General features: G+C 72.1%; 28 protein-coding genes. 14 read left to right on the forward strand and 14 right to left on the reverse strand.

Going from position 1 to position 25,096, the window contains the following annotated elements; genetic code table 11:
- Nucleotides 1-190 precede the first annotated feature (190 nt).
- Together AC57BS_RS07705 and AC57BS_RS07710 are read left to right on the forward strand one after the other, a co-directional pair.
- The gene (locus AC57BS_RS07705; RefSeq protein WP_496410847.1) at nucleotides 191-2,437 is read left to right on the forward strand and encodes a polyribonucleotide nucleotidyltransferase; all 2,247 of its coding nucleotides are present in this window, start codon (nucleotides 191-193) and stop codon (nucleotides 2,435-2,437) included.
- Nucleotides 2,438-2,521: 84 nt separating this feature from the next.
- A complete protein-coding gene (locus AC57BS_RS07710; RefSeq protein WP_496410848.1) occupies nucleotides 2,522-3,841 on the forward strand; it encodes a M16 family metallopeptidase in 1,320 nt (439 codons plus the stop codon).
- Between the two features lie 183 nt (nucleotides 3,842-4,024).
- On the opposite strand, the gene AC57BS_RS07715 is transcribed toward AC57BS_RS07710, so the two are convergent.
- Nucleotides 4,025-4,540 carry a class I SAM-dependent methyltransferase gene (locus tag AC57BS_RS07715; RefSeq protein ID WP_129454792.1) on the reverse strand — a complete coding sequence of 172 codons (516 nt, stop codon included), beginning with the start codon at nucleotides 4,538-4,540 and terminating at the stop codon, nucleotides 4,025-4,027.
- Nucleotides 4,541-4,621: 81 nt separating this feature from the next.
- Between AC57BS_RS07715 and dapB the strand changes: the two genes are divergently transcribed.
- Nucleotides 4,622-5,389 carry a 4-hydroxy-tetrahydrodipicolinate reductase gene (dapB, locus tag AC57BS_RS07720; protein WP_496410849.1) on the forward strand — a complete coding sequence of 256 codons (768 nt, stop codon included), beginning with the start codon at nucleotides 4,622-4,624 and terminating at the stop codon, nucleotides 5,387-5,389.
- Nucleotides 5,390-5,407: 18 nt separating this feature from the next.
- Here the strand turns inward: dapB and AC57BS_RS07725 are convergent, their stop codons facing one another.
- The 5 genes from AC57BS_RS07725 to AC57BS_RS07745 form a co-directional block, all read right to left on the reverse strand.
- On the reverse strand, nucleotides 5,408-5,704 hold the full coding sequence (locus AC57BS_RS07725) for an AzlD domain-containing protein (protein WP_496410850.1): 297 nt from the start codon (nucleotides 5,702-5,704) through the stop codon (nucleotides 5,408-5,410).
- The gene (locus AC57BS_RS07730; RefSeq protein ID WP_496410851.1) at nucleotides 5,704-6,435 is read right to left on the reverse strand and encodes an AzlC family ABC transporter permease; all 732 of its coding nucleotides are present in this window, start codon (nucleotides 6,433-6,435) and stop codon (nucleotides 5,704-5,706) included. The genes AC57BS_RS07725 and AC57BS_RS07730 overlap by 1 nt, the downstream gene beginning before the upstream one ends.
- Nucleotides 6,436-6,485: 50 nt before the next feature.
- Nucleotides 6,486-6,713: a hypothetical protein gene (locus tag AC57BS_RS07735; protein ID WP_496410852.1), complete on the reverse strand. Its 228-nt coding sequence runs from the start codon at nucleotides 6,711-6,713 to the stop codon at nucleotides 6,486-6,488.
- 98 nt (nucleotides 6,714-6,811) lie between these two features.
- Nucleotides 6,812-7,372 (reverse strand): GNAT family N-acetyltransferase, encoded by a 561-nt coding sequence (locus AC57BS_RS07740; protein WP_496410853.1) that lies wholly within the window; start codon nucleotides 7,370-7,372, stop codon nucleotides 6,812-6,814.
- A 10-nt stretch (nucleotides 7,373-7,382) separates the two neighbouring features.
- A complete protein-coding gene (locus AC57BS_RS07745) occupies nucleotides 7,383-7,964 on the reverse strand; it encodes a DUF3043 domain-containing protein (RefSeq protein WP_496410854.1) in 582 nt (193 codons plus the stop codon).
- 230 nt (nucleotides 7,965-8,194) lie between these two features.
- Here AC57BS_RS07745 and AC57BS_RS07750 point away from each other — a divergent pair, with 230 nt between their 5' ends.
- Genes AC57BS_RS07750 through AC57BS_RS07770 form a run of 5 tightly spaced genes read left to right on the forward strand, consistent with a single transcriptional unit; the run spans nucleotide 8,195 to nucleotide 11,942 of the window.
- The gene (locus AC57BS_RS07750) at nucleotides 8,195-8,995 is read left to right on the forward strand and encodes a PspA/IM30 family protein (RefSeq protein WP_496410855.1); all 801 of its coding nucleotides are present in this window, start codon (nucleotides 8,195-8,197) and stop codon (nucleotides 8,993-8,995) included.
- On the forward strand, nucleotides 8,992-9,270 hold the full coding sequence (pspAA, locus tag AC57BS_RS07755) for a PspA-associated protein PspAA (protein ID WP_129454799.1): 279 nt from the start codon (nucleotides 8,992-8,994) through the stop codon (nucleotides 9,268-9,270). Before AC57BS_RS07750 ends, pspAA begins: the two co-directional genes overlap by 4 nt.
- Nucleotides 9,271-9,282: 12 nt before the next feature.
- Nucleotides 9,283-10,185 (forward strand): zinc metalloprotease HtpX, encoded by a 903-nt coding sequence (gene htpX, locus AC57BS_RS07760; RefSeq protein ID WP_496410856.1) that lies wholly within the window; start codon nucleotides 9,283-9,285, stop codon nucleotides 10,183-10,185.
- A gap of 9 nt (nucleotides 10,186-10,194) precedes the next feature.
- Nucleotides 10,195-10,767, forward strand: coding sequence for a PspA-associated protein PspAB (gene pspAB, locus AC57BS_RS07765; protein ID WP_496410857.1), 573 nt, complete (start codon nucleotides 10,195-10,197; stop codon nucleotides 10,765-10,767).
- Nucleotides 10,764-11,942, forward strand: a complete 1,179-nt coding sequence (locus AC57BS_RS07770) for a sensor histidine kinase (protein ID WP_496410858.1) — start codon at nucleotides 10,764-10,766, stop codon at nucleotides 11,940-11,942. The genes pspAB and AC57BS_RS07770 overlap by 4 nt, the downstream gene beginning before the upstream one ends.
- Nucleotides 11,943-11,960: 18 nt before the next feature.
- Here AC57BS_RS07770 and AC57BS_RS07775 read toward each other — a convergent pair whose 3' ends face one another.
- Genes AC57BS_RS07775 through AC57BS_RS07785 form a run of 3 tightly spaced genes read right to left on the reverse strand, consistent with a single transcriptional unit; the run spans nucleotide 11,961 to nucleotide 15,680 of the window.
- Nucleotides 11,961-13,151 (reverse strand): winged helix DNA-binding domain-containing protein, encoded by a 1,191-nt coding sequence (locus AC57BS_RS07775; RefSeq protein ID WP_496410859.1) that lies wholly within the window; start codon nucleotides 13,149-13,151, stop codon nucleotides 11,961-11,963.
- An 18-nt stretch (nucleotides 13,152-13,169) separates the two neighbouring features.
- Nucleotides 13,170-14,354 carry a quinolinate synthase NadA gene (gene nadA / locus AC57BS_RS07780; protein WP_496410860.1) on the reverse strand — a complete coding sequence of 395 codons (1,185 nt, stop codon included), beginning with the start codon at nucleotides 14,352-14,354 and terminating at the stop codon, nucleotides 13,170-13,172.
- A gap of 42 nt (nucleotides 14,355-14,396) precedes the next feature.
- Nucleotides 14,397-15,680, reverse strand: coding sequence for an RCC1 domain-containing protein (locus AC57BS_RS07785; protein WP_496410861.1), 1,284 nt, complete (start codon nucleotides 15,678-15,680; stop codon nucleotides 14,397-14,399).
- Between the two features lie 62 nt (nucleotides 15,681-15,742).
- On the opposite strand from AC57BS_RS07785, the gene AC57BS_RS07790 reads away from it, so the two are divergent.
- Nucleotides 15,743-16,972, forward strand: coding sequence for a glucose-1-phosphate adenylyltransferase family protein (locus AC57BS_RS07790; protein ID WP_496410862.1), 1,230 nt, complete (start codon nucleotides 15,743-15,745; stop codon nucleotides 16,970-16,972).
- A gap of 4 nt (nucleotides 16,973-16,976) precedes the next feature.
- Here the strand turns inward: AC57BS_RS07790 and AC57BS_RS07795 are convergent, their stop codons facing one another.
- Nucleotides 16,977-17,864, reverse strand: coding sequence for a GNAT family N-acetyltransferase (locus tag AC57BS_RS07795; RefSeq protein WP_496410863.1), 888 nt, complete (start codon nucleotides 17,862-17,864; stop codon nucleotides 16,977-16,979).
- The gene (locus tag AC57BS_RS07800) at nucleotides 17,861-18,274 is read right to left on the reverse strand and encodes an SRPBCC domain-containing protein (RefSeq protein ID WP_496410864.1); all 414 of its coding nucleotides are present in this window, start codon (nucleotides 18,272-18,274) and stop codon (nucleotides 17,861-17,863) included. Before AC57BS_RS07800 ends, AC57BS_RS07795 begins: the two co-directional genes overlap by 4 nt.
- A 26-nt stretch (nucleotides 18,275-18,300) precedes the next feature.
- Between AC57BS_RS07800 and AC57BS_RS07805 the strand changes: the two genes are divergently transcribed.
- From AC57BS_RS07805 to erpA, 3 genes are all read left to right on the forward strand, one after another.
- Entirely contained in the window at nucleotides 18,301-19,452 is a 1,152-nt protein-coding gene (locus tag AC57BS_RS07805) for a glycerate kinase family protein (protein WP_496410865.1), read from the forward strand.
- A gap of 268 nt (nucleotides 19,453-19,720) precedes the next feature.
- On the forward strand, nucleotides 19,721-20,680 hold the full coding sequence (locus tag AC57BS_RS07810; RefSeq protein ID WP_496410866.1) for a hypothetical protein: 960 nt from the start codon (nucleotides 19,721-19,723) through the stop codon (nucleotides 20,678-20,680).
- Between the two features lie 228 nt (nucleotides 20,681-20,908).
- Nucleotides 20,909-21,268: an iron-sulfur cluster insertion protein ErpA gene (gene erpA / locus AC57BS_RS07815; protein ID WP_090971856.1), complete on the forward strand. Its 360-nt coding sequence runs from the start codon at nucleotides 20,909-20,911 to the stop codon at nucleotides 21,266-21,268.
- A gap of 78 nt (nucleotides 21,269-21,346) precedes the next feature.
- On the opposite strand, the gene AC57BS_RS07820 is transcribed toward erpA, so the two are convergent.
- Nucleotides 21,347-21,601 (reverse strand): hypothetical protein, encoded by a 255-nt coding sequence (locus tag AC57BS_RS07820; protein ID WP_496410867.1) that lies wholly within the window; start codon nucleotides 21,599-21,601, stop codon nucleotides 21,347-21,349.
- Nucleotides 21,602-21,665: 64 nt separating this feature from the next.
- On the opposite strand from AC57BS_RS07820, the gene AC57BS_RS07825 reads away from it, so the two are divergent.
- Entirely contained in the window at nucleotides 21,666-22,652 is a 987-nt protein-coding gene (locus AC57BS_RS07825) for a carbohydrate kinase family protein (RefSeq protein WP_496410868.1), read from the forward strand.
- Here the strand turns inward: AC57BS_RS07825 and AC57BS_RS07830 are convergent.
- Together AC57BS_RS07830 and AC57BS_RS07835 are read right to left on the reverse strand one after the other, a co-directional pair.
- A complete protein-coding gene (locus tag AC57BS_RS07830; protein WP_496410869.1) occupies nucleotides 22,633-22,890 on the reverse strand; it encodes a sulfurtransferase TusA family protein in 258 nt (85 codons plus the stop codon). The two genes, AC57BS_RS07825 and AC57BS_RS07830, sit on opposite strands and share 20 nt — an antisense overlap.
- Nucleotides 22,887-24,014: a cysteine desulfurase family protein gene (locus tag AC57BS_RS07835; protein WP_496410870.1), complete on the reverse strand. Its 1,128-nt coding sequence runs from the start codon at nucleotides 24,012-24,014 to the stop codon at nucleotides 22,887-22,889. The genes AC57BS_RS07830 and AC57BS_RS07835 overlap by 4 nt, the downstream gene beginning before the upstream one ends.
- A gap of 181 nt (nucleotides 24,015-24,195) precedes the next feature.
- Between AC57BS_RS07835 and ctaC the strand changes: the two genes are divergently transcribed.
- Nucleotides 24,196-25,095 carry an aa3-type cytochrome oxidase subunit II gene (gene ctaC, locus AC57BS_RS07840; RefSeq protein WP_496410871.1) on the forward strand — a complete coding sequence of 300 codons (900 nt, stop codon included), beginning with the start codon at nucleotides 24,196-24,198 and terminating at the stop codon, nucleotides 25,093-25,095.
- The last annotated feature ends 1 nt before the right edge of the window (nucleotide 25,096 follow it).

Here is a 25,096-nt window from a genome sequence, read left to right on the forward strand (position 1 = left end):
ACAACCACCCAACAGGAGCGACCCGCCTCGTCGCCCGGTCCTCGGTAGTGGCCTTCAGACCCCCAGCCTCCGGCTAGGGCGAGCTGCGGGCCTCGATCGAAGACCGGCCCCGCGGGACCTTCGATGGTCCACCACATGAGGGGTGGACGCCGCGGATCGCTCCGCGAAGAGAAAGCAGGATCCTGCTTCCATGAGTGAACCCATCATCTCCGCTGTCGAGACCGTCCTCGACAACGGCAAGTTCGGCAAGCGCACCGTCAAGTTCGAGACCGGCCTGCTGGCCCGTCAGGCTGCCGGTTCCGTCACTGCCTACCTCGACGACGAGACCATGCTGCTCTCGGCGACGACCGCGGGCAAGACGCCCAAGGACCACTTCGACTTCTTCCCCCTCACGATCGACGTCGAGGAGCGGATGTACGCCGTGGGCCAGATCCCCGGCTCGTTCTTCCGTTCCGAGGGTCGTCCGGGCGAGGACGCGATCCTCACCTGCCGCCTGATCGACCGCCCGCTGCGCCCGACCTTCAAGAAGGGCCTGCGCAACGAGGTCCAGGTCGTCATCACCGTCATGGCGCTCGACCCCGACATGCCCTACGACGTGCTCGCGATCAACGCCGCGTCGCTGTCCACCCAGCTCTCCGGCCTGCCGTTCTCCGGCCCGGTCGGCGGCGTACGCGTGGCGCTCATCGACGGCCAGTGGGTCGCCTTCCCGAGCCACTCGCAGCTCGAGAACGCGGTCTTCGACATGGTCGTCGCGGGTCGCGTGACCGAGTCCGGCGACGTCGCCATCATGATGGTCGAGGCCGAGGCGCCCGAGGACACCATCGCGCTGGTCCAGGGTGGCGCCCAGGCGCCCACCGAGGAGGTCGTGGCCGGTGGCCTCGACGCCGCCAAGCCCTTCATCAAGCAGCTCGTCGAGGCCCAGGCCCAGCTCGCGGCCGAGTCCGCCAAGCCGGTCCAGGACTTCCCGGTCTTCCTCGACTACGAGGACGACGTCTACGCCGCCGTCGAGGCCGCGGCCAAGGACGACACCGCCGCCGCGATGACCATCGGCGACAAGCAGGAGCGCGAGCTCAAGGTCGACGAGATCAAGGCCGGCCTGCTCGAGAAGCTCTCCGGCCAGTTCGAGGGTCGCGAGAAGGAGATCGGCGCGGCGTTCCGCTCGCTCACCAAGCAGCTCGTCCGCCAGCGCGTGCTGCGCGACAAGGTCCGCATCGACGGCCGCGGCCTCGCCGACATCCGTCCGCTGCACGCCGAGACCGACGTGATCCCGCGCGTCCACGGCTCGGCGCTGTTCGAGCGCGGCGAGACCCAGATCCTGGGTGTCACCACCCTCGACATGCTCAAGATGGAGCAGCAGCTCGACACGCTGTCGCCGGAGAAGCACCGCCGCTACATGCACAAGTACGTCTTCCCGCCGTTCTCGACCGGCGAGACCGGCCGCGTGGGCTCGCCCAAGCGTCGCGAGGTCGGCCACGGCGCCCTGGCGCGCCGCGCCCTCCTGCCGGTGCTGCCCTCGCGCGAGGAGTTCCCCTACGCGATCCGCCAGCTCTCCGAGGCCATGGGCTCCAACGGCTCCACCTCGATGGGCTCGGTCTGCGCCTCCACCCTGTCGCTGCTCCAGGCGGGCGTGCCGCTCAAGGCCTCCGTCGCCGGCATCGCGATGGGCCTCATCTCCGACGAGGTCGACGGCGAGACGCGGTACGTCGCGCTGACCGACATCCTCGGTGCCGAGGACGCGTTCGGCGACATGGACTTCAAGGTCGCCGGCACCCGTGAGTTCGTCACCGCGCTCCAGCTCGACACCAAGCTCGACGGCATCCCCGCCGAGGTGCTGGCAGCCGCGCTGACCCAGGCCCGCGACGCGCGCCTGGCGATCCTCGACGTGATGGCCGAGGCCATCGACGCGCCGGAGGAGATGTCGGTGCACGCGCCGCGCATCATCACCGTCCGCGTCCCCGTCGACAAGATCGGCGAGGTGATCGGTCCCAAGGGCAAGGTCATCAACCAGATCCAGGACGACACGGGCGCGACGCTGTCCATCGAGGACGACGGCACGGTCTACATCGGTGCGACCAACGGCGAGGCCGCCGAGGCGGCCAAGGCCGCGGTCAACGCGATCGCCAACCCGACGATGCCCGAGGTCGGCGAGCGCTACCTCGGCACGGTCGTGAAGACGACCAACTTCGGTGCGTTCGTGTCGCTGATGCCCGGCAAGGACGGCCTGCTGCACATCAGCAAGCTCCGTGCCCTGGCCGGCGGCAAGCGCGTCGAGGCCGTCGAGGACGTGCTCTCGGTGGGCCAGAAGGTCCAGGTCTCGATCGCCGAGATCGACGACCGCGGCAAGCTCTCGCTGGTCCCCGTCGTCGAGGAGTCCGAGGGCTCGGAGGAGTCGGCCGAGGCCGGTTCCGACACGGCCCCCGAGGCCGGCGACGAGTGACCCTCGCCTGACGCTCCATCCCACGACCGGTCGGCCGTCAGGCCGGCCGGTCGTGGCGCTTCGCCCCACCCCGGAAGGACCCCCGTGCAGAAGAACGGCACCACCCGCACCCTCCACACCGTCAAGGACGCCGACGGCGCGGTGACCTCCCGCGTACGCCGCACGATCCTGCCCAGCGGCCTGCGGGTCGTCACCGAGCAGATGGCCGGCAGCCGTTCGGCGAGCATCGGCGTGTGGGTCGCAGTGGGGTCGCGCGACGAGACGCCGGCGCTGCACGGCTGCTCGCACTTCCTCGAGCACCTGCTCTTCAAGGGCACTCCCGAGCGCAGCGCGATGGACATCTCCGTCGCGCTCGACGCGGTCGGTGGCGAGTTCAACGCCTTCACCACCAAGGAGTACACCGTCTTCCACGCGCGGGTGCTCGACGAGGACCTGCCCACCGCCGTCGACGTGCTCGGCGACATGGTGACCGCCTCCACGATCACCGAGGCGGACGTCGAGGCCGAGCGCGACGTGATCCTCGACGAGATCGCCATGCACGACGACGACCCCGACGACGTGGTGCACAACCTCTTCGCCCACCAGGCGTGGGGCGACACCCCCCTCGGGCGCCCCATCGCGGGCACCGAGGCGTCGATCACCGCGATGACGCGCGCGCAGGTCCACCGCTTCTACGCCCGCCACTACCGCCCCGACAACATGGTCGTCTCGGTCGCCGGCAACGTCGACCACGCGACCGTCGTGCGCCAGGTCAGGCAGGCGTTCGGCCGTGGGGGGTTCCTCGACGGCGAGGCCGCCCCGACGCCCTCCGAGCAGTCGGAGAAGGCCCGCCGCGTGCACCCCGGCGAGTCGCGGACCGTACGCCCCCAGGAGCAGGTCAACCTCGTCCTCGGCGTCAAGGGGATCACCCGCACCGACCCGCGCCGCTACGCCCTCGGCGTGCTCAACACCGCGCTCGGCGGCGGCACGTCGTCCCGGCTGTTCCAGGAGGTGCGCGAGCTGCGCGGCCTGGCCTACTCCGTGTACTCCTTCGCCACCCACCACGCCGACGCCGGCGTCGTGGGCGTGTCGGTCGGCTGCCTGCCGGGCAAGTACGACGCGGTGCTCGAGACCGTGCGCAACGAGCTCGCCAAGGTGGCGTCCGACGGCCTGACCGCGGAGGAGGTCGAGCGCGGCAAGGGACAGCTCAAGGGTGGTCTCGTGCTGGGCCTCGAGGACTCCGGCTCGCGGATGTCGCGCCTCGGCAAGGTCGAGCTGATCCACGACGAGCTGCTGACGATCGACGAGGTGGTGGCGCGCATCGAGGCCGTGACGCTCGAGGACGTGGCCCTGCTGGCGAAGGAGCTGTTCACGCAGCCCGAGCTGCTGGCCGTGGTGGGCCCAGCCACCTCGGTGGTCGAGTAGCCGAGCATCCACTCGTCGGTCGAGTAGCCGAGGATCCACTCGGTGGTCGAGTAGCCGAGCGAGGAACGAGCGAGGCGTATCGAGACCTCACTCACCCGCGGGTCTCGATACGCGCGGTCACGACCTCGTTCCTCGGTCGTGCGCGCTACTCGACCACCGATGCTCGGCGACCGTCGTGCACGGTCACCGTCGCGCGATGATCCCGATGACCGGGGGAGCCTTCTGCTCCACGACGCTGACGCGGAAGCCGCCGCGCAGCAAGTTCTCGGAGGCCTTCTTGACGATGTTGGGGACCAGCTCGGGCCGCGCGGCCTCGTAGAAGAGGTAGACGGCGCCGCCGGGGACGACCCGCTCGTGGAGCAGGGCGACCTCGTCGTCGCAGGCGCGCACCCAGAACAGGTTCACGTTGAAGGCGAAGACCTTGTTGAGCCGCTTGACCGGCACCCGCAGCGTGGCGAGGTCGATCTGGCGCACGACGAGCCGGCCGGCGTCGACGTACTTCTGGTTGCGGCGCTTGGTGCGGTCCACGCCGGACTCGGAGCGGTCGATCGCGAACAGCTTGCCGGTCTCCAGCTTGCTGCAGATGGCCTCGGCGCCGGCGCCGGGGCCGCAGCCGATCTCGAGGACCTGGTCGCCCGGCTGGACGTCCATGAGGTCGACGGCCCACTTGATGCGCGGCGGGATGGTCGAGGCAGGCATGGGCCACAGCCTGCCAGACCCGGGTCCACCCGTCAGCCACCGCCACTCGGGTGACGCCGTCCGGCCGATACGGTGGGTCGCGTGAGCACACCAGGAGGGGCCCCCCGCAAGGTCGGCGTGCTGGGCGCGCGCGGCAAGGTCGGCGCAGAGGTCTGCCGGGCGGTCGAGGCCGCCGACGACGCCGAGCTGGTGGCGACGGTCGACGCAGGCGACGACGTCGAGGAGCTGGTCCGGTCGGGGGCCGAGGTCGTCGTCGACTTCACCCACCCCGACGTCGTGATGGACAACCTGAGGTTCTGCATCGAGCACGGCATCCACGCGGTCGTCGGCACCACCGGCTTCGACCAGTCGCGGCTCGACCAGCTCGAGGCGTGGCTCGCCGACGCGCCGGGCGTGGGTGTGCTGATCGCCCCCAACTTCTCGATCGGCGCGATCCTCATGATGCGCTTCGCCGCGCAGGCGGCCCCGTTCTTCGAGTCCGTCGAGGTCGTCGAGCTGCACCACCCGGACAAGGCCGACGCGCCGTCCGGCACTGCCCGGCGTACGGCCGAGCTGATCGCCGCTGCCCGCCGTGAGGCCGGCAGCGCGCCGATGCCCGACGCGACCTCGACCGGGCTCGAGGGCGCCCGCGGCGCCGACGTGGAGGGCGTACGCGTCCATGGCCTGCGCATCCGCGGGCTCGTGGCGCACCAGGAGGTCGTCCTCGGCACGGCGGGGGAGACCCTCACGATCCGGCACGACTCCCTCGACCGGGTCTCCTTCACCCCGGGAGTGCTCGTGGGCGTCCGCTCGATCGGCGACCACCTCGGGCTGACGGTCGGGCTGGACGCGTTCCTCGACATCGGCTGACCCGGCCCGGGAGCGGCCTCACACCAGGCGGGCCAGTGCTGCCACGACCGCTGCCCCCACCACGACGACGAGGAACGGCAGCCGCAGCAGCAGCGCCACCACGGCGAAACCGAGCCCGAGGGCGCGGGCGTCGAGGGTGAGCGCGGTGCCGGACGAGCCGACCTGCACGGCGACGAGGGCGGCGAGCAGCGCGACGGGGATGAGGTCGGCCACTCGCTCGACCGTGGCGTGGCTGAGCACCCGTTCCGGGAGGGACAGCCCGGCGAGCTTGAGCAGGTAGCAGCCCACGCCCGCCAGCAGGACGGCGGTCCACATCAGCGGTGACCTCCCGCCACGTCCCCGGGCCCCGGGATCTCCGTGGGGTCCTGGCGCCTCGCCAGTACCCCGACGAGCAGGGCCACGCCACCGGCTGCGAGCACCGGCACGCCCGGTGCGGTCAGGGGCACCATGGACAGCGCGACCGCCGCGGCCAGCGCTGCCACGAGGACGTTGCGACGGTCCTTGAGCCGCGGCCAGAGCAGGGCCAGGAAGGCGGCGCCGACCGCTGCGTCGAGACCGTAGGTCCGCGGGTCGCCGACGGCCTCGCCCGCCACCGCGCCGATCGCGGTCGCGAGGTTCCACAGGACGAAGACGGAGACGCCGGTCGTGAGGAACCCGAGCCGTGCCGCCTCGGTGGTCTCACGGTTGACCGACATCGCCGTCGACTCGTCGATCAGCACGTGTGCCGCCGCCGCCCGCCGCCACCCGCGCCACCGGAGCTGCGGCCCCATCCGGAGCCCGTAGAGCGTGTTGCGGGTGCCGAGGAGCAGGGCGGTCGCCGCGCCGGACAGGGGCGCACCGCCGGCGGCGACTACCCCGGCGAGGGCGAACTGGCTCGCGCCGGTGAACATGACCAGCGACAGCACGCACGTCTGCGCCACGCTCAGCCCGGAGGCGACCGACACCGCACCGAACCCGACGCCGTACGCCCCGGTGGCCACGCCGACCGCCAGGCTGTCGCGGGCGATCGCCGAGCGCTCGGTGGGGGTCAGGGCGGCCTCGGTCACGCCCCGAGGCTAGGTGATCACCGCGTCACTGCGGCGGGCCGGTCGGGCGCCTAGTGGGCGCGGCGGCGGGCGCGGGCCGGGCGTGCCTCGCGGTGGTGGAAGTCGTGGACCAGGACGAAGGCCGCGGCGGCACCGGCCGCACCGCCGGCGAGCAGGCCGAGGCGGAGGTTCAGCGGGACCTCGGGGATGGCGCCGAACCAGAGCCCGAGGCCGACGCACACGACCAGCGCGGCGACGACGAGTGCGAACCTGTGCAGTGCGGGAAGCGGACCGAGCATCTGGGGACCCCCGTGGTCGGCCGGCGAAGTAGCCGGCCACTCCATAGTGACGCGCGTCACAGGAAAATCAAGCACCGCAGGGGTGAAATCCGTCGGCCTCAGGCGATGGCGGTGTGGAGGCGGACCTGCTTGACCGTCGTCGCGCCGGTGCCGTCGAGGTCGAGCTCGCGGTGGGCCGTGTCTGGAGCCCACCCCGCGTCGGTGAGGAACGTGCGCAGCGCGTCGTCGCCGGAGTTCACCCAGGTCACGGCCCTGCTGAACCTGTCGGCGGCCAACGTGTCCACGGCCGCCTGGAGGAGCCGGGAGCCGTGGCCCTTGGCGCGCTCGGCGGGGTCGAGGGTGACCTCGGCCAGCTCACCGTCGGCCACGGGGTCGCAGTCGGGGTCGGCGGCCGGGAGGGTCAGCGCGAAGCCCACCACGCGGTTGCGCACGAGGGCCACGAGCACGCGGTTGCGGGCGTCGGCCGGCTTGGCCAGCGACTGGCGCCACTGGGCCGCGACCGCCTCGACGTCGCTCGGGAGAGCCTCCGCGGGGAGCAGGCCGGCGTACAGCTCGGGCCACGCCCGCACCTGGACGGCGGCGATCGCATCGGCGTCGTCGGCCCAGGCCACGCGCACGGAGACGTCGGCGGTCGGGCCGCCGGAGTGGCTGTGTGTCATCGCAGGGGGCTCATCGATAGGTCTCGGGGAGCTTCTCGCCGATCCTGACCTGTGCCTTGGGCAGGCGCAGGAACTTCATCTGCAGCGAGCGCATGGCGGCGTAGAGCGTCGTGCCCTTCAGCGGCTCGTCGGGGAAGCGGCGGGAGAGCTCGCGGCGCAGGCGGAAGCGGAGCATCACGATGTCGAACACGATCACGAGCAGCGTGGTGAACAGGACGGTGTTGCCGAGCTGGATCATGCTCGGGTTGCCGGAGTAGCCGAGCACCATCGACACGATCAGCAGCGGGACCATGAGCTCGATGAACGAGAAGCGCGAGTCGACGAAGTCGCGGATGAAGCGGCGTACGGGGCCACGGTCGCGGCTCGGCAGGTAGCGCTCGTCGCCGGTCTTCATCGCCGCGCGCATCTTGCGGGAGGCGTCGCCGCGCGCGGCGCGCTGGGCGGCCGCCTGCTCCTTGCGGGTCCGCGGCACCTTGGCGCGGGCACGCGCGGCGGCCTCGGCCTCCTTGCGCGACGGCGTGGGGCGACCCTTGCCGCCCACCTTGTCGTGGGTCGGCGGGAGCTCGGGCTCGGGGGTGGAACGACGGAACACGGGTGCTGCCTTCACGTGGTCTTCGAGGAGGAACCGGGCGTGGATCGGGGGGCCGATCGGGTGCCGGACGGGATGTGGGGGCCAGCCTATCGCCGCGACCCGCCGGGACCGGTGTCGCGCCGATGCCCTACCTCCGGCTTGGGTTTGGTCCTAGGGTGAGGACACAGTCCGTACGTCTCTGGACGTCACCGCCAGCACCCCCGCATGACCAAGAGAGGGTCTCCACCCCGATGAGTCTCATGAAGCGCATCAGCCTGATCTTCCGCTCCAAGGCCAACAAGGCCCTGGACAAGGCGGAGGACCCCCGCGAGACCCTCGACTACAGCTACCAGCGCCAGCTCGAGCTGCTCTCCAAGGTGCGGAGGGGCGTCGCCGACGTCGCCACCAGCCGCAAGCGGGTCGAGCTCCAGGTCAACCAGCTCGAGCAGCAGGCCGCCAAGCTGCAGGGGCAGGCCGAGAAGGCGATCGGCGCCGGCCGCGAGGACCTCGCCCGCGAGGCGCTGACCCGCAAGTCCGGGCTCGCCTCCCAGATCACCAGCCTCAAGGAGCAGCAGGCCACGCTCCAGGGCGAGGAGGAGAAGCTCGTCCTGGCCCAGCAGCGGCTGCAGGCCAAGGTCGAGGCGTTCCGCACCCGCAAGGAGACGATCAAGGCGACCTACACCGCCGCCGAGGCGCAGACGCGCATCGGCGAGGCGATGTCGGGCATCGGTGAGGAGATGGGCGACGTCGGCCTCGCGATCCAGCGGGCCGAGGACAAGACCGCCCAGATGCAGGCGCGCGGCCAGGCCATCGACGAGCTCATCGCCTCCGGCGCCCTCGACGACGCCTCGCAGCTCAACGCCGGCGACGACATCACGCGTGAGCTCGACGCCCTCAGCTCGGGCTCCGACGTCGAGGCCGAGCTCGCCCGGCTCAAGGCGGGCAGCTCGCCGCAGGCGATCGAGGCGGGCGAGGACGGCGGGGACATCCTGGCCGCCGAGCCCGAGGCCGTGCGCACCGAGGACGACAACACCGAGGGCGGACGGGCATGATCGTCCGGATCCTCGGCGAGGGGCAGTACGACCTCGACGACCACGCGCTCGATGCCCTCAACGGGCTGGACAACCAGATCGAGCACGCCATCGAGTCCGGCGACGAGGCGATGTTCCGCACCGCGCTGGAGGGCCTGCTCGCCGCCGTGCGCTCCAGCGGCACGCACCACGCGCTGGAGTCGCTCGACGAGTCCGACCTGATCCTGCCGCCACCGGACGCGACGATCGACGAGGTCCGCGAGCTCTTGGGCGACGACGGCCTGATCCCTGGCTGAGACGCCCCCTCGGTGGCCACCACACGCTTCATCAAGGACTCCGGGCTCACCGCCCGGATGACCTTGACCATGTTCCTGCTCGGGGCGCTCTTCGTCGGCCTCGTCGTAGGACTCATCTACGTCGTCGGCACGGGCTACGCGCCGATCGTCGCGGTCATCGCGATCGGCATCGCTTTCTGGCAGTGGTGGACCTCCGACTCGGTCGCCATGCGCGCGATGCGCGCCCGGGAGGTCACCCCCGACGAGGCGCCCGAGCTGCACGGCATGATCGACCGGCTGTGCGCGCTGGCCGACATGCCCAAGCCCCGCGTCGGCATCTCGGACCTCGCGGTGCCCAACGCCTTCGCGACCGGTCGCTCGCCCGACCGGGCGGTCGTGTGCGTGACCACCGGGATCCTCCAGACGCTTGACGCGGAAGAGCTCGAGGCCGTCCTGGCCCACGAGCTCAGCCACGTCGCGCACCGCGACGTGCTCGTGATGACCGTCGCCTCCTCGGCCGGGATCGCGGCCGGGCTCCTGATGCGGTTCGCGCAGTTCGGCGGGATGGGCCGCTCCCGCAACAGCAGCAGCCTCCCGGCCGTGCTGGTCGCAGTGCTCATCAGCCTCGTCGTGTACGCCGTCAGCTTCCTGCTGCTGCGGCTCCTCTCGCGCTACCGCGAGCTCAGCGCCGACCGGGCCGGCGCCTACCTGACGCTCAAGCCCGGCGCGCTGGCCCGCGCGCTGCAGAAGATCAGCGGAGAGGCGGCCGCGACGCCCCGGCGTGACCTGCGCGCCGGCAGCGCTGCCAGCGCCCTGTGCATCGTCCCCGCCCTCAGCGGCGGCCTCAGCGGCCTGGTGGCGACCCATCCGCCGCTCCAGCAGCGGCTCGAGCAGCTGGCCCGGATCCAGGCCGAGCTGAGCCGGCCGACCGGCTGAGGGGGACCGATGGGACTGTGGGAGGCGATGCGGGGGCGGGTGCAGCCCCGGCGCAACAACCTCGACGCGCTCTTCCACGTGCCGAGCGCGGCGATCACGCTGCAGACCGCACTCGGCTTCGAGCCGACGGGCACCGGGTCGGTCTGCTACCGCTCCGCGGCCGGGGCCGCCTTCGCGCAGACCCAGGCTGACATGCTCGCGCTGATCCGCGACGACCCCGAGGCGCCCGACGTCGAGGTCACCCAGGACGACTTCGGCTTCACCTGGCTCGTCGTCACCGGTGACAAGGCGGACATGGCGGGGCTGTGCACCGACCTGCACGCCGTCAACACCACGCTCGAGCTCAACGGCTTCGACTCCGGGCTGCTGTGCTCGATGGTGCCGTTCGCCAACGCCTCCGGGCAGCGCTTCGGTCTGACCTACCTCTACAAGCAGGGCACGTTCTACCCGTTCGCACCCACCGGCGATCGGTCCCGTGACACGCTGCTCGAGCTGTCCGTGCGCGACCTGCTGGGAGAGGAGCTGCCGATGGAGCCCGACCTGCAGCGATGGCTGGCGGTCTGGAAGGCGCCGGGGCTGTGAGCGGACCGGCCGACGACCAGCGTCGCGAGCGCGTGCTGGCGGCGTACGACGTGCTGGGCCGCCCGCCCCGCCGCGAGCTCGACGCACTGGTCGAGCTCGCCGCCCAGGTGGCCGGCGTGCCCTTCGCGGCCGTCAACCTCTTCAGCCGCGGCGTCCAGCACCCGGTGGCCACCTCGGGCTTCGAGGGGCAGGGCACGCCGATGGAGGACGCCATGTGCCGCCTCGTCGTCGAGTCGGGCGAGCCGATCATGGTCGAGGACGCCGGGCACGACGCGCGGTTCGCGGGCAACCCCTGGACGACCGGCGAGCTCGCCGACGTGCGCTACTACGGCTCGCAGCCGCTGCGCACCCCCTCGGGCGTCGTCATCGGCACGTTGTGCGTCTTCGACAACGAGGTGCACCAGGTCACTCCGGAGGCGGCCAAGGGCCTCGAGCAGCTGGCCGACCGTGTCGTCGACGTGCTCGAGCTGGAGCTCGCGTCCCGGCGCCTCAGCGAGGTCAACGAACGGCTCAGCACGTCCAACGACCGGCTGGCCCACTTCGCCGGGCAGGTCAGCCACGACCTCAAGAACCCGTTGACGGCGATCTCGCTCTCCCTCGAGGCGCTCGAGCTCGAGATCACCGACCCCTACCAGACCGACACGCTCGCGCGGGCCCGTCGCGGCGTCGACCGGATGGGCGGCCTGATCAGCAACCTGCTCGAGTTCGCGACCCAGGGGGTGGCGCCCGGCGACGACGTCGTCGACCTCGACGCCGAGCTGGTCTCGGCCCTCGACGACCTCGACGGCCGGGTGCCGCGCGGGAGCGTACGGTCCGGCCCGCTCCCGCCCGCCCGCGGCGACGCGGCCCAGCTGCGGTCGGTGCTGATGAACCTGCTCGACAACGCGGCGAAGTTCACCGTCGACGGCACCGACCCCGAGATCGAGGTGGAGGCGGTGCTCCGTGACGGCCACAGCCGGATCGAGGTGCGCGACCGCGGACGAGGCGTGCCCGACGACAAGCACGAGCGGGTCTTCGCCCCGCTCGCCCGTCTCGACAAGACCGTCGACGGCACCGGGATCGGGTTGGCCACGTGCCGGCGGATCGTCGAGGCCCACGGCGGTTCGATGGGGGTCGAGGAGCGCGTCGGCGGCGGGTCCGTCTTCTGGTTCGAGCTGCCCGTCGTCGGGGCCTGAGCCCACGCCCCGCAGCGGCTAGGGCAGCTTCGCCTGCTTCATCTGGCGCGAGGCGTACACGTTGCCCACGACGACGCCGTCGAGCCACGCGGTGAGCCGCTGCGCCTCCTGCTCGAGGGCCGCCCGGCCGTCGGGCGCGACATCCTCGAGGAGCGACAGCCGTACGGTGCCGGCGTCGTCCTGCACCCAGCAGCCCACGATGCGTCCGTCCCACCACGCGGTGGTGCCGGCGTTGCCGTTGGTGTCGAAGAGGTGGGGCACGTGGGCCGGGTCGAGGTAGAACGCCCTCGACTTCCACCCCATCACGGTCGGGTCGAGGCTGGGCAGGAGCGCGGCCCACGGCTCGACCGGGCCGGTGTCGTCGACGTCGCCGGGCCCGACCCAGCCGGTCGAGCCGTCGTCGAGGGCGACCTCGACCGCGCCGACGTCGGCGAGCGCGCGGGTGACGGCCGTCTTGGTGGAGCCGAGCCACCACTGGAGGTCCGCGGCCGTGCCCGGCCCGAAGGTGGCCAGCCAGCGGCGTACGAGCTCGGCGTAGCCTGCGGCCTCCTCGAGCGGCCCCGGCACGGGCCCCAGCCAGTCGTCGGTCCGCGTCCAGGTGGGCTTGTTCAACCGCCAGTGACCGGCGTTGCGGCCCCGCAGGATCGCGCCCTCGAGACCGAGGTGGGTGAGCACCCACGGGGCGACCGGCACGGGCCGGTCGTAGGGCTTGTCGGTGTCGCCGCCGATCATCCCGGCCAGCTCCGGCAGCTCGGCGCGGAGCTCGGAGGTGGAGGCCGGCCCGGCGGCGAGGCGCGCGAGCACGGCCGCGCGGGCCGCGTCGAGCCAGACGTCACCGTCGTCGGCGATGCGGGCGCCCGCGATGGCCTTGGCGATGCGCTTGCGCTCCGACGACGCGACCCGGGCCGACGCGCTGCCCCACGCCGCGGGCAGCAGCTCGCGGGGGAAGACGAAGAGCGTGCGGCGCATGGCGAGCTGCTTGACCACCCGACGGGCCTCGTAGAGCTCGTGGTCGACGTGCGCGGGCGTGAGCCCGTCCGAGCGCGCCGCGACGGCGAGGTGCACGGTGGCGGCCTCGGTGGCGTGCAGCACCGTCATCGCGTTGGTGACAGCGACGACGGAGTCGAGGCGGTACGCCGGCGCGAGGCCGTGGCGCATCGCGATCCGGCGGCGACGCTCGGCGTCGCCGATCGTGCGAGCTGCGCTCATCGGGCCCCGTGGTCCGACTCAGTCGCGGTGCGACTTGCCCGGCAGGTCGAGCATCCGCTGCAGCGCCACGAGCGCGTCGGCCTCCGTCTCGGGATCGACGGTGACCTGGTTGACGACCGTGCCGGCGACGAGGCTCTCCAACGCCCACACCAGGTGCGGCAGGTCGATGCGGTTCATCGTGGAGCAGTAGCAGACGTTGCGGTCGAGGAAGACGATCGTCTTGTCGGGGTGGGCGTCGGCCAGCCGCTTGACGAGGTTGAGCTCGGTGCCTATCGCCCAGACCGTGCCGGGCTCAGCGGCCTCGATGGTCTTGATGATGAACTCCGTCGAGCCGACCAGGTCCGCCTTGAGCACCACCTCGTGCTTGCACTCGGGGTGGACGAGGATGTTGATGCCGGGGTGCTGGGCCCGCAGCTCGTCGACGACGTCCTCGGAGAACCGGCCGTGCACCGAGCAGTGGCCCTTCCAGAGGATCATCCGCGCGTTGCGGAGCTCATCGGCGGTGAGGCCGCCGCCGGGCTGCAGCGGGTCCCACACGACGCACTCGTCGAGGGCGATGCCCATCTGGAGGACGGCGGTGTTGCGGCCGAGGTGCTGGTCGGGGAGGAAGAGCACCTTGGCGCCGTCGGCGGCGTCGGGCTTCTGGTCGAAGGCCCACTCGAGCGCGACCTCCGCGTTGGAGGACGTGCAGACGACGCCCCCGTTGCGTCCGCAGAACGCCTTGATGTCGGCGCTGGAGTTCATGTAGGTGACCGGGACGACCGCGTCCTGGATGCCGGCGTCGGCCATCGCGTCCCAGGCGTCCTCGACCTGGCGCAGACGGGCCATGTCGGCCATCGAGCAGCCGGCGGCGAGGTCGGGGAGCACGACCTGCTGGCTCGGCGCGGTGAGGATGTCGGCCGACTCGGCCATGAAGTGCACGCCGCAGAAGACGATGAACTCGGCGTCGGGTCGTGCCGCGGCGTCGCGGGCGAGCTTGAAGGAGTCGCCGGTGACGTCGGCGAACTGGATGACCTCGTCGCGCTGGTAGTGGTGGCCCAGCACGAACACCCGCTCGCCGAGCGCCTCCTTGGCCGCGCGGGCGCGGGCGACGAGGTCGGGGTCGGACGCCGCGGGCAGGTCACCGGGGCACTCGACGCCGCGCTCGGCGTCGAGGTCGCGGCCCTTGCCGAGGGGGAGGAGCGGCAGGTCGACGAGGCTCATGTCCCGATCCTAGATCGGCCGCTCAGCAGGACCGGCACCCGCTCACCGCACCCGCACCGGTGTCAGCCGGTCGTCGAGCCCGCCGTAGCCGAGCTGCCCGCTGGTGCCGCTGCCCCAGCACCACGCCGTACCGCCGCCCCGGAGCCCGCAGGTGTAGGTGTCGGCGAGGGACAGGGAGGTCCAGCGACCGTCGAGACGGTAGGGAGAGAAGCGCGGCTCCAGCGTGCCGTTGCCCACGTTGCCGTCCTCGTTGCTGCCCCAGCACCACGCGTGGCGGTCGGTGCGGATGCCGCAGGTCGTCGAGCCCAGCGACTCCAGCCCCGACCACCGGCCGGGGAGCCGGTGCAGGCCGGCGACCTCGGTGCCGGCGCCGGCGCCTGCCGTCCCCACGCCGTTCCAACCCCAGCACGCCCCACGCCCGGAGGCGGTGACCCCGCAGGTGGTGGCACCGCCGGGGTCGACGTCGCGCCACCTGCCGGGGAGGACGCGCACGCCCTCGACGTCGCTGGGCGCGCCGGGGCGGACCTGTCCGGAGGTGTTCTCGCCCCAGCACGCCGCGCGTCCCGAGGGGCGTACGCCGCAGCCCGTGCCGTCGTCGACTGCCACGGCGCGCCATCGGCCTGGGATCCGCTGGGGGACTCCGGTGTTGTAGTCGTCGCCGTTGGCCAGCTGGTTGTAGTTTCCCCGTCCCCAGCACCAGGCGGACGCGTTGCGCTTCAACCCGCAGGACGTGCCGCCGGGTGTGACGGAGACGAAACCGACTCCCAGCCGCTGGGGCCCGATGACGTAGAGGGTGTCCACGCCACCCGCCTGCCCGTTGTTGTCGTAGCCCCAGCAGTAGAGGGCTCCGCCCCTGCGAACACCGCACGAGGTGTCCCCGTCGGTGCGGATCTCGCGCCACCGGCCCGGCACCCGTTGCGGTCGCGGCTCGGGCAGTCCCGAGATCGGGCCACCGAGCTGGCCCATGTCGCCGCGACCCCAGCAGTAGCCGCGACCACGGCTCCGCACGCCGCAGAGGACTCCGCCGCCGTTGTCCAGCTGGACCCAGCGGCCGGCGATGGGCCGGGGGCTCGCCACGGTGCCGTTCATCCCCTCAGGGCCCAGCGCCCCCGAGCCGTTGCTGCCCCAGCACCACACCCGGACCGCGGAGCCGCGGCTGCCCGCAGCCGTCGCGCAGCTGGTCCCGGACGTGGTCGAGACGTCGGTGAAGGCGGGCAGGGCGCGCGCGTCCTGCTCCGGCGCGGCCGCTGCCGTGGCCACCGGCCCCAGCAGCGCGAGCGCGGCGGCGAGCACGGCCCACGCGAGGGCAGTCACCGACCTGGTCATCCATGCACCTTCTGCCCGAGGGGGTGAGCGCGCCACACCCGCAGGAGTGCCATGCTCTCGCCATGTCACGACGCGGTGAGGTGCTGGCCCTGGTGCAGGCCGGGGGACAGGGGTCCCGGATGGACGTGCTCACGAGGGAGCGCGCCAAGCCGGCGCTGCCCTACGGCGGGGTGCACAAGCTCATCGACTTCGCGATGTCCGGCCTCGTGCACGCCGACCTCGTCGACGTGTGGGTCTCCTTGGAGTACCAGGTGACCTCCATCGACGACTACCTCTCCGGCGGCCGGCCCTGGAGCCTGGACCGCAACCGCGGCGGCTTCCGCCGGATCATCCCGCAGACGGGCACCGGGCCGGCGACCGAGAGCGGCTTCGCCTTCGGCAACGGCGACCTGCTCCTGCGGATGTCGGCCGACATCGAGGCGTTCGGCGCCCGCACGCTCGTGGTGTGCAGTGCCGACCACGTCTTCAACATGGACCTCGCGCCGGTCGTCGACGAGCACATCGCCTCCGGCCGGGTCGCCACTGTCCTGACCAGCGAGGTGACCAGGAAGGACGCCTCCGACAACGTCGTGGTGCTGGCGAAGCGGGACGGCACGATCACCGGCGTCGAGCACAAGCCGTCGCGCCCTTCGTCGGGCACTGTCGCGACCGAGATCTTCGTCTACGACACCGAGGTGCTCCTGGCGACCCTGCGCGACCTGCGGCACGAGCTGTCCGGCGAGCAGGGCGACGACGGCGACAGCGGCATCGGCGACTTCGGCGAGCACCTGCTCCCGCGGCTGGCCGAGACCGGCCGGGCCGTCGCCGTGCCGCTCACCGGCTACTGGCGCGACGTCGGCCAGCCGGGTCTCTACCTGCAGTCCCACCGCGACCTGCTGGCCGGCAAGGTCGACGTGTTCGACGCCCCCGAGCGCCCCGTCATCTCGCACTGGCCGGACCGGCCCGCCTCGCGCGTACGGGCCACGGGGGAGTGTCGCGACTCGTTGCTCTCTCCGGGGGCCGACGTCGCGGGGCTCGTCTCGGGCAGCGTGCTCGGCCCCGGTGTCGTGGTCGAGAGGGGCGCCGAGGTCCACGACAGCGTGGTGATGGAGGACTGCGTCATCCGCGCGGGCGCCGTGGTCCGTACGACCGTGCTGGACGAGCGCTGCGAGGTGCTCGCGGGCGCACGGGTGGGTGCGGAGCCGACGCGCAGGCTCGCCCACGACGACGACCTCGTGCTGGTCGGCCGCGACTCGCGGGTGTCGGGCCCGATCGCAGCCGGGGCACGCCTGGAGCCCGGGTCCGCGACCTGACGGGCTACAGCAGCGAGCCGTGGTGGACGTACGGCGCCGGCGGCTTCATCTGGCGCACGCAGAGGTAGCCGTTGGTGTAGATCGCCAGCCGGGCCGCCAGCCCGACGTCGAGCGCCCACCCGTTGGCCGCGGTGATGTGACGGACCTCGACCTGCGCCCCGGGGGTCGAGGACGCCAGCGCTTCCCACATCAGCCCCGCCGCCGTACGCCGGTTGGTGGCGGCGACCAGCACGGGGACGCCGTCGTCGTCGACGTAGGCGTAGCCCGAGCCGGTGGTGTGGTCGGTGACGACCAGCCGGAACTGGTCGAGCAGCAGGTCGTGGTCGTCGAGGTGAGCGGCGCCGCGCGTGCGGCGGTCCACGGAGTTCATCAGCTCCACGTCCGCGGCGGTGCCCTCGCGAACGCGTTCGACGACGGGGATCGCGCTGCGGTCGACGACACCGGTGAGCAGCATCTGCGGGTGCAGGTCGAACCCGGCGAGCCGGTAGCGGCGGACGGCCCCGGGGTCGGCGCTGGCCGCGAACATGCCGCGCAGGCAGCCCCTGCCGTGGTGCATGGCTGCCGCCATCAGCTGGGTGCCGATGCCGCGGCCCTGCTGGTCGGGCCGCACCGCGAACGAGGCGAGGATCCACATCAGCTCGCGCACGCGCGACACGGCGCCGCCGACGACCTCGCCCTCGACCTCCGCGACCCAGCAGCCGCCCGGGTCGGTGGCGAGCGCACGGCCGGTCCGTCGCATCCAGTGCGCGTTACGGCCCGGCGGCCGGCGTACGGGGTCGGGCCAGGCCCGCTGGTAGGTGCGCGCGTCGACCTCGAAGTAGCTGGTCGCGGTGATCTCGCCGAACGCCTCGAGGTCCTCCTCGCGCATCGGCCGGACGACCGGAGCGGTCACGACACGTGGGAGGCGTACCGCTCCAGCAGCTCGCCCCAGTGCGTGAACTTCTCGCGGAGCTCCTCGGTGCCGGGGACCCAGCCGCTGTGCACCAGCCGCACCAGCGTGCCCTCGGGTGCCTCGGTGAAGCGGACGTCGACGACGGTCGCCTCGTCCTCCGGGTGCCCGAGCCAGAACTCCTGCGTGTAGTGGCCGATCGGGTCCCACTTCATCACCCGTCCCCAGGTGAACTCCTCGTCGCCGTGCAACGACGCGACGGGGCCCTCGGGGTCGATCGAGATCCCGGTGAAGGTGGCGGGCTCGGGGGTCAGCATCGGGTCCCACCACTCGCCCATCTGGGCGGTGAAGCCGACGAAGGCCTCGGTGATGCTCACCGGGACCGTGATCTCGGCGACGACGGGTTCGATCATGCGGTGTCCAGGCTCATGCCCCAAGCATGCCCGACGCACCCGCTGCGGGGCCGTGCTGGATCATGGGAGCCATGCGCGTGCTGATCGCCCCCGACAAGTTCGCCGGCACCCTCACCGCCGTCCAGGCCGCGGAGGCGATCGCCGCGGGCTGGCGTCGGCAGGCGCCCGACGACGATCTCGACCTCGCGCCGATGGCCGACGGCGGCCCCGGGTTCGTGGACGTCCTGCACGCGGCCCTCGGCGGTGACCTGTCCGCCGTCACCGTCAGCGGCCCGCACGGGTCGCCGGTGCCCGCCGTGGTGCTCCGCGTGGGTGACACGGCGTACGTCGAGAGCGCGCAGGCCGCCGGCCTGCACCTGGTCTCCGGCGCCGAGTCCGGCCCTGACTCCGGCGACGTCGAGACCGCGACCAGCGCGGGCGTGGGCGAGCTCGTCCTGGCGGCGGTGGAGTGGGGTGCCACGACGGTCGTGGTCGGCCTCGGCGGGTCGGGCACCAACGACGGGGGCGCCGGCGTCCTGGCGGCGCTCGGCGCCACGGCGGACGGCGTCCTCGACGGCGGGCCCGCCGCGCTTGCCGGGGTGACGTCGGTCGACCTCGCACCGGCCCGGGCGCGCCTGGCCGGCGTCACGCTGGTCGCCGCGAGCGACGTCGACAACCCGCTGACCGGGCTCTTCGGCGCGACGAAGACCTTCGGCCCGCAGAAGGGCCTCGCCGAGGACCGGATCGCCGAGGTGGACGGCTGGCTGGAGTCCTTCGCGGCAGCCACGGACCGGCGTACGTCCCTGGAGAAGGGGGCGGGCGCCGCCGGCGGGATCGGGTACGCCCTGCTCGCGCTCGGCGCGACCCGCGAGCCCGGCATCGCCCTGGTCGCCGACGCCGTCTCCCTGGCCCCGCGGGCGCGCGCGGCAGACCTCGTGGTCACGGGGGAGGGAGCCTTCGACTTCTCCAGCCGCGCCGGCAAGGTGCCCTACGGCGTGGCCGGGATCGCGTCGGAGGCCCTGCGTCCCTGCGTCGCCCTCGCCGGCCAGGTGCTCGTCGGCTCCCGCGAGATGCGCGCCCTCGGCATCGAGTCGGCGTACTCGCTCGTGGAGCTGGTGGGGGAGGAGCGGGCCCTCGGCGCCCCCGCCGAGGCCCTCGCGGACCTCGCGGCCCGGGTGGCGCGCACCTGGTCGCGCTGAGGTCGGCGCGAACGTGGGGCCGTCTCGGGGTGGCGGCACATTGCGACTTGCGGGGTCCTTGGCGTGCGATCTGCCGCCACCCTTGCTGGAGGTCCGGTGAGGGTGGCGGCATATTGCGGTTCGCGGTGTCGTTCTCGTGTGATCTGCGGCCACCACGGTTGGCATGTCCGAGGCCAGAAATCCTCCACAGGTCGGCCGCTACAGGCCTCGTCCCCAGGCCAGACCTTGCGCGAGCGACAGCCGGACGTCGACGCCCGAGTCTCAAGCCATGGGCGAGATCGAGGCGATCAGGGGACATCGGCGCGGCGCGACGTGGGCGAACGTGACGTACGGCGTGCACAGGCCCATCGGCACGCCCGTCTCGACGGACCATCCGCCCGTCTGGGACGAGGGCGACCTGGCTGGCTGGCAGCTGCTGATGACGGAGGTCGGGTGCTTCACCGGCCTCACCGCGCTGGAGGTGCGCGGCGTGCCCCTTCCACCGCTACCTGTCGGATGTCCCGTCTTCATGGCGATGGCCAAGGACGACCCGCGGCCGATGCGCACCGGCGTGCACACCAGTCGGCACGTCCGTCCGGTGGCGTACGACGTCGTCCGCGGGCTCCGTGTTGCCGTGGTGCCAGAGGCACTCATGGCCACGGCACGATGGGTGGGGCTGGTGGACCTCGTCGCCCTTGTCGACGCTGCGCTCTACCTGGGCCTGGTCTCGCTGGACGAGCTGGAGGCCATGGCGAAGTCGCGACGACCGGGGAGCCGACGGCTGAGAACGGCCCTCAGCTTGGCCGACGGGCGCGCCGAGTCCCTGTGGGAATCGTTGCTCCGACTGCTTCATGTCGTCTGCGACATCGAGGTGGAGCCCCAATGGACGCTCACCGACGCGAACGGTGTCTTGGTGGCCAAGGCCGACCTGTGGGTCGTCGGAACGGATGCCCTCCACGAGTTCGATGGGGACGAGCACGAAAAGGCCCCGCGTCGTGTCGGCGACCGGCGTCGTGATCGTCGGGTCGATCGGGAGGGGTTCGTACGTCGCGGCTACACAGCGGGGGACGTCATCCACCGGGCCGTCTCGGTGCTCGAGGACGCCGACAGGTCCCTCGGGCGAGCTCACGATCCCGGTCGGATACGCGCATGGCACCGGCTCCTGCAGGAGTCCCTGTTCACGCCGGCCGGTCGGGCCTCATTCCTCCGGCGGGTCCCGGTGGTCCCGCCACGACGCCGAACTGCCTGAGAGTGGCGGCAGATGGCAGTCCCGAGGGTTGTTCGGGCGCGATGTGCCGCCACCCCGGAGTCGGGGTGGGCGTCAGTGGCGGCAGATGGCGGTCGCGAGGGCTGCTCGAGAGCGATGTGCCGCCACCCCCGAAGCACGGCAGGGCGAGAGCGGGCGCGAGCGCGGGGAATATCGCTCGATGTGCGACCATTGAAGCAAGCAGTACCCCGAGACTTCTGGAGTGATGAGATGACCGAGCAGGTCGAGACCACCGAGCGCCGCACCGACCAGATCAACCTCTCCGCTGTCGCCGCCGGCAAGGTGAAGAGCCTCCTCGAGCAGGAGGGTCGTGATGACCTGGCCCTGCGCATCTCCGTGCAGCCGGGTGGCTGCTCGGGCCTGCGCTACCAGCTCTTCTTCGACGAGCGCACGCTCGACGGCGACGTCACCACCGACTTCGACGGCGTGACCGTCGTCGTCGACCGGATGAGCGTCCCCTACCTCAACGGTGCCGAGATCGACTTCGTCGACACCATCGAGAAGCAGGGCTTCACGATCGACAACCCCAACGCCACGGGCTCGTGCGCCTGCGGCGACTCGTTCCACTGATCTGACGCGACGAAGGGCCCCAGCCGGTCGGCTGGGGCCCTTCGTCATGCGTACGGGTGCCGTACGCAGCGGGAGTCGTCAGTCCAGGTGCAGGTGCAGCGCGTTGGCGATGCGGGCAGCGGCGTCGGAGACTCGGATCTCGCGCTTGCCGACCTCGACCGGGTAGTCGTCGAAGCGGAGGCTCGGGGCCGGGCTCGCGGCCGCCTTGGCGGCACGCTCGAGGCGGCCCTGCAGGCCGAGGTTGCGGCTGGCCTCACGACCGTCGGCGGCCATCTCGGCGAGGGTCCCCAGCTCGTCGCCGGCGAGGGAGGAGGGGCGTCGCGAAGTCGTCATGTCCCCGACCGTATTGGCTACTGATGCGTATCCCGAGGTGTACCGAAAGGTAGTGTTTCGAGTCGTGTCCCTCCTCGTTGCCGGATCCATCGCCACCGACCACCTGATGTCCTTCCCGGGCAAGTTCAGCGACAGCCTGGTCGTCGACCAGCTCGACAAGCTGTCGGTGTCCTTCCTCGTGGAGGACCTGGACGTACGCCGGGGCGGGTGCGCGGCCAACATCTGCTTCGGGCTCGGCAACCTGGGCCTTCGCCCGGTGCTCGTCGGGGCGGTCGGCGAGGACTTCGCCGACTACCGCGCCTGGCTCGAGCGCCACAACGTCGACTGCGACTCGGTGCACGTCTCCGAGACCCGCCACACCGCGCGCTTCGTGTGCACCACCGACTCCTCGATGGCGCAGTTCGCGAGCTTCTACACCGGCGCGATGAGCGAGTCGCGCGAGATCGAGCTCAAGCCGATCGTGGACCGCGTCGGCGAGCCCGACTACGTGATCATCGGGCCCGACGACCCGATGGGCATGCTGCGCCACACCGAGGAGTGCCGCCAGCGCGGCTACCGCTTCCTGGCCGACCCCTCCCAGCAGCTCGCGTTCGGCGACGGCGAGCTGATCCGCCCGCTCATCGACGGCGCGGACATCCTGTTCTCCAACGAGTACGAGGCCAGCCTGATCACCCAGAAGACCGGCTGGAGCCGCGAGGAGGTCCTCTCGCGCGTCGGCACCTGGGTGGTCACCCTCGGCCCCGCCGGCGTACGGATCGACCGCGAGGGCGAGGAGTCGATCGTCGTCGGCGCCGTGCCCGAGATCGAGAAGGTGGAGCCGACCGGTGTCGGCGACGCCTTCCGCGCCGGCTTCCTGGCCGCGCTCAGCTGGGGCCTCGGCCACGAGCGCGCCGCCCAGCTCGGCTGCCTGCTCGCGGTCCACGTCGTCGAGCAGGTGGGCACCCAGGAGTACGAGATCTCCCGCAGCGCCTTCCTCGCGCGGTGCGCCGCGACCTACGGCGACGACGCTGTCGCCGACTTCGAGCCGCACCTCAAGACGATCCGACCCTGACGCGTCGTACGACGTAGCGCGGGGCGCCGTCGGCGGCGACGTCCGCGCCGACGTACTCCTGCTGCTTCATCCGGCACCAGGCCGGTACGTCGACCGCGGCGGCGGGGTCGTGCGCGACCACCGCGAGCAGCTCGCCGACCTCGACGTCGGCAAGGTGCCGGGCCAGCTCGATGACGGGCATCGGGCACGGCATCTCGCGGCAGTCGAGCTCGAGGGCGACCTCGTCTCCGGGGCTCACAGGCCCACCCGCGAGCGGATCTCGGCCACGACCCCGGGGAGCGCGTCGCAGAAGGCGTCCACGTCGGCCCGCGTCGTCCCGCGCTGGAGCGAGAGTCGTACGTTGCCGTGGGTCAGCACGCCCATCGCCTCCAGCACGCGGCTGGGGGTCAGCGTCGACGCCGTGCAGGCCGATCCGCTGGCGATCCCGAACCCGCGGCGGTCGAGCTCGGTGACCAGCGCCTCGCCGTCGACGTAGAGGCACGAGAACGTCACGAGGTGGGGGAGGCGGCGGTCGGGGTCGCCGACGACCTCGACGTCGGGCACCTCGGCGGCGACCCGGCGGCGTACGACGTCGACGAGCTCGTGCTGGCGGGCGTTGACCTCGTCGCGCTCGGCCACGACTGCCTGCAGGGAGGCAGCCGCGGCAAGGACGGCGGGGACGTTCTCGAAGCCGGTGGACCGCTCGTCGACCCTGTCGTCGTCGGGGAACGGGTTGCGCCACCTGGCGCGCTTGCGGACCAGCAGCACGCCGACCCCGGCCGGGCCGCCCCACTTGTGCGCCGAGCCGGCGGCCGCGGCCCAGCCGTCCGGCAGCGGCAGGCGGCCCATCGAGGCGCAGGCGTCGGTGAAGAGGGGCACCTCGTCGGGCAGCTCGAAGCCTCCGACGTCCTGGACGGTGCCCACCTCGTGGTTGGCGGTCTGGAGCGCGACGACACCGGTGCCGGGAGCGATCGCGCCCTGGACCAGGTCGCCGTCGTGGACGCGGCCGTCGCCCATGACGCCCACCTCGTCGCCCCTGGCGCCCCACGCCACGGCGTGGCGCACCGCGGAGTGCTCCACGGCCGAGTGCACGACCCCGTCGCCACGGCGTGAGCCGCGCACCAGCCCCAGCAGCCCCAGGTGGACCGCGTGGGTGCCGCTGGGCGTGAAGGTGACCTCGTCGGGGCGTACGCCGAGCGCGTCCGCCGTGGCCTCGCGCGCGTTGTCGAGCAGCAGCCGCGCGTCGCGACCCGCGCGGTGCAGCCGTCGCGGGTCGGCGTACCCCCGGTCGAGGGCGGCGAGCAGCACGTCGCGGGCCGCCGGGTGCAGCGGCGCGGACGACGCGGCGTCGAGGTCGCCGGGCCCGGTCGAAGGGGCAGTCACAGGGGCAACTTATGCCACGCACCGCCTGCGGCAGGCGCAAGCACGGAGCCTGACCTGCACAGATCGCCCGACACCCGACCCTGCCCTGCCCGGCGTGGCCCGTTGGGGATACTCTCTGTACGTCGAAAAGGACCGAGAGAGAGGCTCGTCAGTGGGTCTGCAAGTCCCCAAGCTTTCAGGCGTGCCTGCGAGGCGCACCCTGAAGGTCGCGCTGCTGGGCGTGACGATGCTGGTGCTGGCCGGATGTTCCGAGGCCGACCAGCACCAGATCCGCAACCTCGCGATGCCCGACCGTGCCAGCGCCGAAGGTCCCTACACCTACGAGCTCTGGAAGTGGGCCTGGGTCGCCGCCATGGTGACCGGCGTCATCGTCTGGGGCCTCATCTTCTACGCCGTGGTGAAGTTCCGTCGCCGCAGCGACGACGAGGTCCCGCGGCAGACGCGCTACAACCTGCCGCTCGAGGTCTTCTACACGATCGCCCCGGTGCTGATGTGCGTGGTGTTCTTCTTCCACACCGTGCGCGTCCAGGACGAGGTCGTCAAGCTCGACGACAACCCCGACATGACGGTCGAGGTGCTCGGCCAGCAGTGGTCGTGGACCTTCAACCACGGCGTGGGCGAGCAGCAGAACCCGTCCGCCACCGCTGGCGAGGACGAGAACGGTGAGCCCGACTTCGCCTACAGCTCCTACGTCTACACCTCGGGCACCGGCGCCCAGATCCCGACGCTGGTGATCCCCGTCGACCAGACCATCCAGTTCAACCTGCACTCGCCCGACGTGATCCACGACTTCGGCGTGCCGTCGTTCCTCGTCAAGATGGACGTCATCCCCGGCCGGGTCAACAAGCTCCAGGTCACCCCGACCGTCGAGGGCACCTATGCGGGCAAGTGCTACGAGCTCTGCGGTGTCTCGCACTCGCGGATGCTCTTCAACGTCGAGGTCGTCAGCCAGTCGGAGTACGAGGCCCACCTCGCCGAGCTGGCCGAGGCCGGCAACACCGTCGAGACGCCCATTCTCGGCGGCAGCTACGTCCGGGACCAGGCCGGTCTCGATGACGAGTCGGAAGGACACAGCGAGTGAG

The organism is Nocardioides sp. BGA-UO-ETr-FS32 (assembly GCF_059567905.1).